General features: G+C 72.5%; 10 protein-coding genes. All 10 read left to right on the top strand.

Features of this window, described 5'->3' with window-relative positions; genetic code table 11:
* The first annotated feature begins 3 nt into the window (after positions 1-3).
* The 10 genes from PO78_RS02735 to leuE all read left to right on the top strand — a co-directional run bounded on the left by PO78_RS02735 (position 4) and on the right by leuE (position 10284).
* Positions 4-369 (top strand): response regulator, encoded by a 366-nt coding sequence (locus PO78_RS02735; protein WP_004325667.1) that lies wholly within the window; start codon positions 4-6, stop codon positions 367-369.
* Between the two features lie 11 nt (positions 370-380).
* Positions 381-716, top strand: coding sequence for an STAS domain-containing protein (locus PO78_RS02740; RefSeq protein ID WP_004325666.1), 336 nt, complete (start codon positions 381-383; stop codon positions 714-716).
* Positions 716-2917 (top strand): chemotaxis protein CheA, encoded by a 2202-nt coding sequence (locus PO78_RS02745; protein WP_043741879.1) that lies wholly within the window; start codon positions 716-718, stop codon positions 2915-2917. The genes PO78_RS02740 and PO78_RS02745 overlap by 1 nt, the downstream gene beginning before the upstream one ends.
* Before the next feature lie 35 nt (positions 2918-2952).
* Positions 2953-4620: a methyl-accepting chemotaxis protein gene (locus PO78_RS02750; protein WP_043741881.1), complete on the top strand. Its 1668-nt coding sequence runs from the start codon at positions 2953-2955 to the stop codon at positions 4618-4620.
* 12 nt (positions 4621-4632) lie between these two features.
* Positions 4633-5172 carry a chemotaxis protein CheW gene (locus PO78_RS02755; protein ID WP_043741883.1) on the top strand — a complete coding sequence of 180 codons (540 nt, stop codon included), beginning with the start codon at positions 4633-4635 and terminating at the stop codon, positions 5170-5172.
* A gap of 23 nt (positions 5173-5195) precedes the next feature.
* A complete protein-coding gene (locus PO78_RS02760; RefSeq protein WP_004327599.1) occupies positions 5196-6005 on the top strand; it encodes a CheR family methyltransferase in 810 nt (269 codons plus the stop codon).
* Positions 6006-6007: 2 nt separating this feature from the next.
* A complete protein-coding gene (locus PO78_RS02765) occupies positions 6008-6592 on the top strand; it encodes a chemotaxis protein CheD (RefSeq protein ID WP_004327600.1) in 585 nt (194 codons plus the stop codon).
* Positions 6589-7863, top strand: coding sequence for a protein-glutamate methylesterase/protein-glutamine glutaminase (locus PO78_RS02770; protein WP_012584967.1), 1275 nt, complete (start codon positions 6589-6591; stop codon positions 7861-7863). The genes PO78_RS02765 and PO78_RS02770 overlap by 4 nt, the downstream gene beginning before the upstream one ends.
* Before the next feature lie 357 nt (positions 7864-8220).
* A complete protein-coding gene (locus tag PO78_RS02775) occupies positions 8221-9123 on the top strand; it encodes a toll/interleukin-1 receptor domain-containing protein (protein ID WP_043741886.1) in 903 nt (300 codons plus the stop codon).
* 492 nt (positions 9124-9615) lie between these two features.
* Positions 9616-10284 (top strand): leucine efflux protein LeuE, encoded by a 669-nt coding sequence (gene leuE, locus PO78_RS02780; RefSeq protein WP_004309129.1) that lies wholly within the window; start codon positions 9616-9618, stop codon positions 10282-10284.
* The last annotated feature ends 113 nt before the right edge of the window (positions 10285-10397 follow it).

Here is a 10397-nt window from a genome sequence, read left to right on the forward strand (position 1 = left end):
CCCATGTCCAAGACCGTGCTGATCGTCGACGACTCCGCCTCGCTGCGCCAGGTGGTGAGCCTGTCGCTCAAGGGCGCCGGCTACCAGGTGATCGAGGCCTGCGACGGCCGCGACGCCCTCGGCAAGCTCGGCGGCCAGAAGGTTCATCTCATCATCTCCGACGTGAACATGCCCAACATGGACGGCATCGCCTTCGTGCGCGAGGTCAAGAAGAACCCGAGCTACAAGTTCACCCCGGTGATCATGCTCACCACCGAGGCCGCCGAGGAGAAGAAGCGCCTCGGCCAGGAAGCCGGCGCGCGCGCCTGGGTGGTCAAGCCCTTCCAGCCGCAGCAGATGCTGGCGGCGGTGTCCAAGCTGGTGATGTGAGCGCGCCGACCATGGACACCCCTGCACTCGACACCCCCGCGGCCGGCGTCGCCCGCCTCGCCCCCGAGGGCGAACTCGGCATCTACACCGTGGCCGCGCTGCGCGAGGCCTGGCTGCAGGCGCTCGCCACCCACGAAGCGCTAGAGATCGACCTCGGCCGCATCGACGAGATCGACACCGCCGGCCTGCAGCTCATGCTGATGGCCAAGCGCAGCGTCGGGCGCAGCGTGCGCTTCGTCAACCACTCCGCCGCGGTGCTGCGCCTGCTCGACCTCGCCCGCCTCGGCGGCGCGCTCGGCGACCCGCTGCTCGAGGACGCCGCGCCGGCCACGCAGGAGGCACGCTGATGGACCTCTCCCAGGCCCAGGCCACCTTCCTCGACGAGAGCCGCGAGCTGCTCGCGCAGATGGAGGAGATCCTCCTGCGCGCCGAGACCGCCGCGCTGCCGACCGACGAGCTGCACGCGCTGTTCCGTTGTGCCCACACCATCAAGGGCTCGGCCGGCCTGTTCGGGCTGGACGCGGTGGTGCACTTCACCCACGCCGTCGAGAGCGTGCTCGACCGCATGCGCAACGGCGAGCTCGAACTCTCCGACGCCCTGATCAACCTGCTGCTCGAGTCGCAGGACCACATCGCCAGCCTCGTCGCCGCGGTCGCCGCCGAACTTCCTCCGCCCGAGTTCGAGGGCGCGCCGCTGCGCGCCCGCCTCGAAGCCTTCTGCGCCACGACGCCCGCCACCCCCGCCGCACTGCCGGCGACCGTGGCGGAGGGGGACCCGGTCGTCTGCTCCGCGACCGAGGCCGCGCCCGCGCTCGAAGTCGGCGGCAGCGTGGCGCTGGGCGCCGAGCACTGGCACCTGTCGCTGCGCTTCGCGCCCGAGGTGCTCCGCAACGGCATGGACCCGCTCGCCTTCATCCACTACCTGCGCACCCTCGGCGAGCTCGTGCACGTCGAGACCATCGCCGACACCCTGCCCGAGCTCGCCGCCGGCGACCCGGAAAACTGCTACCTCGGCTTCGAGATCGCGCTGCGCAGCACGGCCCCCCGCGCCGAGATCGAGGCGGTGTTCGAGTTCGTGCAGGACAGCGCGCGCATCGTGCTGGTGCCGCCGGCGGCGCGCGTCGAGGAGTACCTCGCCCTCATCGAGGCGCTCGACGAGGACCCGCGCCGACTCGGCGAGATCCTCGTGACCTGCGGCTCGGTCACCGCGCGCGAGCTCGAGGCCGCGCTCGCCGCCCAGCACGTGCAGGCCGAGGCGCCGCGCGTGGGCGAGCTACTGGTCGAGCACGCCGGTGTGCCCGCCCAGGTGGTGCAGGCCGCGCTCGGCAAGCAGAAGGCCGCCGAGGAGCGCCGCGCCAGCGAGACGCGCAGCGTCAAGGTGCCCGCCGACCGGCTCGACGCGCTCATCGACCAGGTCGGCGAGCTCGTCATCGCCGGCGCCGCCACCCAGCTGCAGGCGCAGCAGGCCGGCAGCCGCGCGCTGCAGGAGACCGCCGCCAACCTGCTGCGCCTGGTCGAGGACGTGCGCGACGCCGCGCTGCGCCTGCGCATGACCCCGATCGGCGAGGTCTTCAACCGCTTCCCGCGCGTGGTGCGCGACCTCGCGCGCGAGCTCGGCAAGGACATCGAGCTGGTGATCCGCGGCGCCGAGGCCGAGCTCGACAAGTCCATGGTCGAGAAGATCGGCGACCCGCTCATGCACCTCGTGCGCAACGCCCTCGACCACGGCATCGAATCGCCCGAACGCCGCGCCGCGGCGGGCAAGCCGGCGCGCGGCCGGGTCGAGCTGCGCGCCTTCCACGAGTCGGGCAGCATCGTCATCGAGGTCGCCGACGACGGCGGCGGGCTGGACGCGCGGCGCATCCTCGCCAAGGCCGTCGAGCGCGGCCTGGTCGCGGCGGACGCCGTGCTCTCCGAGGCCGAGATCCACCGCCTCGTCCTGGCGCCGGGCTTCTCCACCGCGGCCGAACTCACCAGCCTGTCCGGCCGCGGCGTCGGCATGGACGTGGTCAAGAGCAGCGTCGATGCGCTGCGCGGCACCCTCGACATCCACAGCGCGCCGGGCTGCGGCACCACGATGCGGCTGTGCCTGCCGCTCACGCTGGCGATCATCGACGGCTTCCAGGTCGGTGTCGCCGGCGCCACCTTCATCCTGCCGCTCGACGCGGTGGTCGAGTGCATCGAGCTGCCGGCCGACGCCGGCGCCGCCGGCTACCTCGACCTGCGCGGCCAGGTCCTGCCCTTCCTGCGCCTGCGCGCCCTGTTCGCGCTCGAGGGCGCACCGCCGCCGCGGCAGAACGTGGTCGTGGTGCGCTTCGGCGGGCGCCAGGCGGGGATCGCGGTGGACCATCTGCTCGGCGAATGCCAGGCGGTGATCAAGCCGCTCGGGCCGCTCTTCGAGCGCGTCGCCGGCATCGCCGGCTCCACCATCCTGGGCAGCGGCGAGGTGGCGCTGATCCTGGACGTGCCACAACTGGTCCAGCGTGCGATCGCGCACGAGGGCCGCGACACCGGGGGTGCGCCGCGGGCGCGCTTCCTTGCTGCATGAATGCTGCAGAAGAAACCGGAAACAGGGGAAAGCGAATGTTCAGGAACATGAAGGTGGGTATGAAGCTGGGGCTGGGCTTCGGCCTCGTGCTGGTGCTGCTGGGGACGCTGCTCGCGGTGGGCATCCTGCGCCTGACCGACATCAAGCACGATGTCGACGTGGTGGTGGACGAGCTGTGGCCCAAGACGCAGCTGCTGCAGGACGGACTGGTCGGGGTCAACGAGATCGCCCTCGGCGGGCGCGAGCTGGTCATCGCCGAGAACGGCGAGCAGATCGGCCGTGCCAAGGACCGCATGCTCGGCGGGCGCGAGCGCATCGGCAAGGCCTGGGACGCGCTCGCGCCGATGCTGGTGCAGCCGCGCGGCAAGGAGCTCTTCGCCGAGGTGCTCGACAGCCGCCAGCGCTTCATCCCGGCGCAGAACCGCCTCATCGAGCTCGTCGAGCAGGGCCGTGCCGACGAGGCGCGCGCCTTCCTGCGCGGCGACTACGACGCCATCGCGGTGCAGTACCGCCAGCGCGTGAACGCGCTCACCGCCTACCAGGGCGAACTGCTCTCCGGTACCGGCAGCGCGACCGCCGCGACCGTCGCCGCGGCCACGCTGACCATGTCGGTGCTGGGCGGCATCGCCCTGCTGGTGGGCGTGGCGGTGGCGATCCTGATCACCCGCGGCCTGCTGCGCCAGCTCGGCGGCGAGCCCGACTACGCCGCGGAGATCGCGCGCAAGGTCGCCGCCGGCGACCTCACGGTGGACGTGCAGTTGCGCGCCGGCGACAGCGCCAGCGTGCTGGCGGCCATGCAACGCATGGTGGGCAGCCTGTCGCACACCCTGGGCGAGGTGCGCGGCGCGGCCGACGCCCTGTCGGCGGCCTCCGAGCAGGTGAGCGCGACCTCGCAGTCGCTGGCGCAGGGCTCGTCCGAGCAGGCCGCCAGTCTGGAGGAGACCTCGGCCTCGATCGAGCAGATGTCGGCCTCGATCGGCCAGAACACCGAGAACGCCCGCGTCACCGACGGCATGGCGAGCAAGTCCGCCGCCGACGCCGACGAGGGCGGCGATGCGGTGCGCGCGACGGTGGAAGCGATGCGTTCGATCGCCGACAAGATCGGCATCGTCGACGACATCGCCTACCAGACCAACCTGCTCGCGCTCAACGCCGCGATCGAGGCGGCGCGTGCCGGCGAGCACGGCAAGGGTTTCGCGGTGGTGGCGGCCGAGGTGCGCAAGCTCGCCGAGCGCAGCCAGGTCGCGGCGCAGGAGATCGGCGAACTGGCCGGCTCCAGCGTGAAGACCGCCGAGCGCGCGGGTGCGCTGCTCGAGCAGATCGTGCCCTCGATCCGCAAGACCGCCGAGCTGGTGCAGGAGATCACCGCCTCGTCCGAGGAGCAGTCGGCCGGCGCGGGGCAGATCAACATCGCCATGAGCCAGATCAGCCAGACCACGCAGCAGAACGCCTCGGCTTCGGAGGAGCTGTCGGCGACCGCCGAGGAGATGAACAGCCAGGCCGAGCAGCTGCAGCGCCTGGTGGCGCAGTTCCGCCTCGACCCGCAGGCGCAGCTCGCCGGCGGCGATGGCGGCGCCGCGCGCACCACCCGCGGCCAGCCGGCGCCTGCGCGCAGCACGCGCGAGCCGCGCCGCATCGGCCTCGGCAACGCGCAGCCGGCTTTCGCGTCCGCCGCCGCGGACCCGGAATACGTGCGCTTCTGAGCGGGGAGCGCCATGTCGCAATCCAGTCTTCAGCCGGTCGTCCCCGCCACTGCCAGCCTGCGTGCCGCCGCGGCCGCGGGCGGCCAGTACCTGGTGTTCACGCTCGGCGGCGAGGTCTTCGCCATCGACATCCTGCAGATCCGTGAGATCATCGAATTCGGCGAGCTCACCGAGGTGCCGATGACGCCGCCCACCGTGCGCGGAGTGATCAACCTGCGTGGCGCGGTGGTGCCGGTGATCGATCTTGCTGCGCGCTTCGGCCGCGAGCGCATTCGCAGCGGGCGGCGCAGCTGCATCGTCATCGTCGAGGTGGATGGCGAGGCCGGCACGCAGACGCTGGGCGTGATGGTCGACGGCGTCAGCGAGGTCATCGACATCGCCGCCGCCGACATCGAGCCGGCGCCGTCCTTCGGGGCCCGCATCCGCACCGACTTCATCGCCGGCATGGCGCGCCGCGAAGGGCGCTTCGTGATCCTGCTCGAGGTCGGGCGGGTGTTCTCGATCGACGAACTCGCCGGCATCGGCGCGCTCGCCGGCGCCGCCGAGCACTGAGCCGGTCCTCCGGGAGGCCACGCATGTCCGAGATCAGCATCACCCAGGCCGAGTTCGAGCAGTTCCGCGCGCTCATGCATCGGGCCGCCGGCGTCGACCTGCCGCCGCAGAAGATCAGCCTGGTCAGCGGCCGCCTGGCGCGGCGGCTGCGCGCGCTCGGGCTCGCCAGCTTCGGCGACTACCATCGCCTGGTGTCGAGCGCCGGCGCGCACGACGAGTTCGAGCGCATGGTCGACCTGCTCACCACCCACGAGACCTATTTCTTCCGCGAACCCAAGCACTTCGACTTCCTCGCCGAAAGCGTGCTGCCCGCGCTCGGGCGCACGCGCACGCCGCGCTTCTGGAGCGCGGCGAGCTCGTCCGGCGAGGAGGCCTACAGCCTGGCGATGGTGCTCGCCGACCGTCTCGGCGGCGACGCGCCCTGGGAGGTGTTCGGCTCGGACATCAGCCGCGAGGTGGTGGAGAAGGCGCGCGGCGGCGTCTATGCGATGAACCGCATCGACGGCATCCCGCCCGACTACCTGCGGCGCTACTGCCTGCGCGGCGTAGGCAGCCGCGACGGTACGCTGCAGGTCGACGCGGCGCTGCGCCGACGGGTGCGCTTCGCCCAGGTCAATCTCAACGGCAACCTCGCCGGTGTCGGCGACTTCGACGTCGTCTTCCTGCGCAATGTGCTGATCTACTTCGACCTGCCGACCAAGCGCCGCATCGTCGAACGCATCGTGCGCCAGATGCGGCCGGGTGGCTGGCTGTTCATCGGCCACTCGGAGAGCCTCAACGGCCTCGACCTCGGCCTGCGCCAGGAGCGGCCCACCATCTACCGGCGAATGTGAGCATGCGGCCGGCTTCGCGCAACACGATCGAGATCTTCCTGCAGCCCGGCGAGTTCTGGTTCGGCGACCGCGACACGCGCATCCGCACCCTGCTCGGCTCCTGCGTGTCGATCACGATGTGGCATCCGCGCCTGCGCATCGGCGGCATGTGCCACTTCATGCTCCCCGAGCGCGGCGTGCGTGCGTGCGCCGATGGCCTGGACGGGCGCTATGCCGGGGACGCGATCGCGCTCTTCCTGCGCGAGCTGCGCGCCGCCCACACTCGGCCGCAGGATTACCAGGTCAAGCTCTTCGGCGGCGGACGCATGTTCCGCAGCCGCCACGCCGCGGGCGCTCCCGCCGCGCTCGACGTCGGCACGCGCAACGTCGAGGCCGCGCGCATGCTGCTGCGCACGCACGGCTTTCGCGTGCGCGCCGCCCACGTCGAGGGCGAGGGCCACCGCAATCTGATCTTCGACATCGGCAGCGGCGAGGTCTGGCTGCGCCACGTCGCTCCGGCGGCGGCGAGCGCCGCGGTGATCCACACCGAAGTCCCCTCCCAAGCCCACCCCGGAGTTCACCCGGAATCCGCGAGCGAGGCCGCATGAACGCCCCCATCCGTGTCCTCGTCGTCGACGACTCCGCCGTGGTGCGCCAGGTGGTGAGCGAGATCCTCTCCGCCGCACCCGGCATCGAGGTCGTCGGCACCGCCTCCGATCCGCTCTTCGCCATGGCCAAGATGCGCCGCGACTGGCCCGACGTGATCACCCTGGACGTGGAGATGCCGCGCATGGACGGCATCAGCTTCCTGCGCCAGCTCATGGCCGAGCGCCCGACCCCGGTCATCGTGTGCTCCACGCTCACCTCGCGCGGCGCCGAGACCACCATGCAGGCGCTCGCCGCCGGCGCCGTCTCCATCATCGCCAAGCCCACGCTCGGCCTGAAGGGCTTCCTCACCGACTCCGCCCAGGAACTCGTCGCCGCCGTGCGCGCCGCGGCGCGTGCGAACCTGCGCGCGCTACGGGCGGGGGCGGGCGTCGGCGGGGGTGGTCCCGGCGTTGGTGGTCGAGCAGGGTCCGGAGCGGAAATCGGCTCCGCAACGGGGCCTGGCGGAGCGGGCGTGGCTGCCGCTCCGGGCGTCGGCGTGGCGGCCGCGCGCGGTGCAGCGGGCGCCGGACCGGCCGGGTCGGGCGCGCGCGGCGGATCGAACGGCGCGCCCGGCGGCGCGCTCGCGCGCCCGGCCGCGGCGACCGCGATCGTGCCCGCCGCCGTGGCGCCCGCGCGCGCCGAGGCCATGGCCGAGACCACCGACCGCATCATCGCGCTCGGCACCTCCACCGGCGGCACCCAGGCCCTCGAGGCGGTGCTGCGCGGCCTGCCGCGCACCGTGCCCGGCATCGTCGTGGTGCAGCACATGCCGGAGAAGTTCACCGCGATGTTCGCCCAGCGCCTCGACCAGGTGTGCGCCCTCGAGGTGCTCGAGGCCCGGGACGGACAGCGCGTCCTCCCCGGACGGGTGCTCATCGCACCCGGCGGGCGCCACATGACGGTGCGGCGCAGCGGCGCGCAATACCTCGTCGAGGTGCGCGACGGCCCGCCGGTGAACCGCCACCGCCCCTCGGTCGACGTGCTCTTCCGCTCGGTCGCCCGCTGCGCCGGGCGCAACGCGCTTGGCGTGATCATGACCGGCATGGGCGACGACGGCGCCCGCGGCCTGCGCGAGATGTTCGACGCCGGCGCCCAGACCATCGCCCAGGACGAGGCCAGCTCCGTGGTCTTCGGCATGCCCAAGGAAGCCATCCGCCTCGGTGCGGCCACCCGCATCCTCGCGCTCCAGGCCATCGGCCCCGCCATCGAGCAATACACCCGCGCCAGCTGAGCCCCCGCCCCGCGGTGCGACGTTTCCGCAGGAGCGACGCGGGACGGCGACCCCCCGCCGCGCGTCCTCGCCGTCCCGCACGCAGCGATCGCGACTTGCGTCGCTCCTACGGTGCGGCTGCGGGTGCGCGCTGGTTTCTGTGGGAGCGACGCGAGTCGCGATCGGGCGGTTCGGCGGCGGTGGGCGGTGGTGGCTCGAAGGCCGCGATCGCGACTTGCGTCGCTCCTACGGTGCGGCTGCGGGTACGCTGGTTTCTGTGGGAGCGACGCGAGTCGCGGTCGTGTGGTTCGGTGGCGGTGCTGGCGGGGGGGCGGGGGGGGTGCTTGAATGCAGGATCTCTCCGCGCTTTGCCGCCCCATGTCCAAGGTCTTCATCTCCTACCGCCGCGACGACAGCGCCGGCTTCGCCGGGCGGCTCGCCGACGCGCTCGAACGCCGCTTCGGCGCCGACAGCGTGTTCCGCGATGTCGACGACATCGCCGCAGGGGCCGATTTCGGTGTGGTCATCGAGCAGGCCCTGCGGCAGGTGCAGGCGGTGCTGGTGGTGATCGGTACGCGCTGGCTCGACGCGCGCGACGGGCGCGGGCGTCGGCTCGACGATCCCGGCGACTACGTGCGCCGCGAGGTCGAGCTCGCGCTCGCCTCGGGGAAACCCTTGATTCCGGTGCTGGTCGGCGGGGCGACGATGCCCGCGGCCGAGGCGCTGCCGGCGACCCTGCGCGGGCTGGCCAACCGCAACGCGCTCGCGCTCGGCGATGCCGGCTGGGTTGCGGATCTCGCCCGCCTGGAGGCGGCGCTTGTGCAGTGGGTGGCGCCGCCCGTGTCGCCCGCACCGGTGCGTGGACGGCGGGCGCTCGCGGCCGCGATCGCGGCGCTGGTCCTCGCACTCGGCGGCGGCTGGTGGTGGCTGCGGGATGGCGACGGCGGGCTGCAGGCGATCGTCGGCGCATGGAGCGCCGAGGTCGCCTATCCGTGGAACCTGACGCTGCGCGAGCATTACGTGTTCACGCTGGAGGACGGCCGCATCGGCGGCAGCGCGAGCTTCCTCGGCGTGCCGCGCGCGCTGGAGGCGGTGGCGTGGGGGGACGGGCGGCTGCGCTTCCTCACCCGCAGCGAGACCGTGTCCGGCAACGAGCCGCCGCGCGAGATGGGCCAGCTCTACGAGGTCTGGCGCGAGGGCGAGACGCTGCGCGTGCGCCTGCAGATCCGCCGCAGCCATTCGGTCGATGCAGCACTGGAGTTCACCGCGCAGCGCCAATGAGGCCGGCTCAGCACTGGGCTGCACGGCCCGATCGCGACTCGCGTCGCTCCCACGGCAAGCACCGCGCTTCCGGAGCCGCATCCGATCGCGACTCGCGTCGCTCCCACGGCAAGCACCGCGCGTCCGGAGCCGCACGCGATCGCGACTCGCGTCGCTCCCACGCCAAGCACCGCGCGTTCGGGGCTGCAGCCGATCGCGACTTGCATCGCTCCCACGCCAAGCACCGCGCGTTCGGGGCCGCATCCGATCGCGACTTGCGTCGCTCCCACGGCAAGCACCGCGCCTGCGGGGCCGCAGCCGATCGCGACTTGCGTCGCTCTCACGCCAGGCGCCGCGCGTCCGGAGGCGTGCTGTAGGAGCGACGCGAGTCGCGATCGAGCGGCGCGGCTGGATGTCGGTCGGTGCGAATGCGCTGCTTGCTGGCCGTGACCGGCCGGGCGTGGCAAAGTAAGGGCCGGCTCCGACTCCCAACCCGACCCCGCGCGCGCCAACATGTACGGCATCACCGACCTCTTCACCTTCGTCCTCGGCACCATCTTCATCGTCCTGCTGCCCGGCCCCAACTCGCTCTACGTGATGGCGGCGGCCTCGCGCTGGGGGGTGCGCGCCGGCTACCAGGGCGCGGCGGGGATCTTCGTCGGCGACACCGTCCTGATGCTGCTCGCGGTGACCGGCATGGCCTCGGTGCTGCGGGCCACGCCCGAGCTGTTCATGGTGATCAAGTACGCGGGTGCGGCCTACCTGGCCTGGGTGGGGCTGGCCCTGCTGCGCGGCGCGCTGGCGACTTGGCGGCGCGGGGACGAGACGGCGGACGCGGTCGGCGACGGCAAGCCCGACTATCCGCCGCTGCGCAGCACGCCGCACCCCTTCCGCACCGCGCTGCTGATCAGCCTGATGAACCCCAAGGCGATCCTGTTCTTCGTGTCCTTCTTCATCCAGTTCGTCGATCCGGCCTACGAACACCCGGCGCTGTCCTTCGTGATCCTGGGTGTGATCGTGCAGGTGTGCAGCGTGCTCTACCTGTCCACGCTGATCTTCGCCGGCGCGCGCCTGGCTGCGCAGTTCCGCCGCCACCGCCGCATGGCTGCGGGGGCGACCGCGGGGGTGGGCGGGGTCTTCATCGGCTTCGGCGCCAAGCTCGCGACCGCGACGCTGGGCTAGGAGTCTGCGCGGCAGAACTCCAGAGCGTGTTTTCTAGCAGAATGATTGGCGAACCGCGAGGTGCGGCACGAGACTGAGGCCGTGGTCAAGTTGCTTTGCGACGGCGCGGCGCG

Origin of the sequence: Thauera sp. SWB20, from assembly GCF_000831325.1 — a bacterium.
GTDB lineage: Bacteria > Pseudomonadota > Gammaproteobacteria > Burkholderiales > Rhodocyclaceae > Thauera > Thauera aminoaromatica.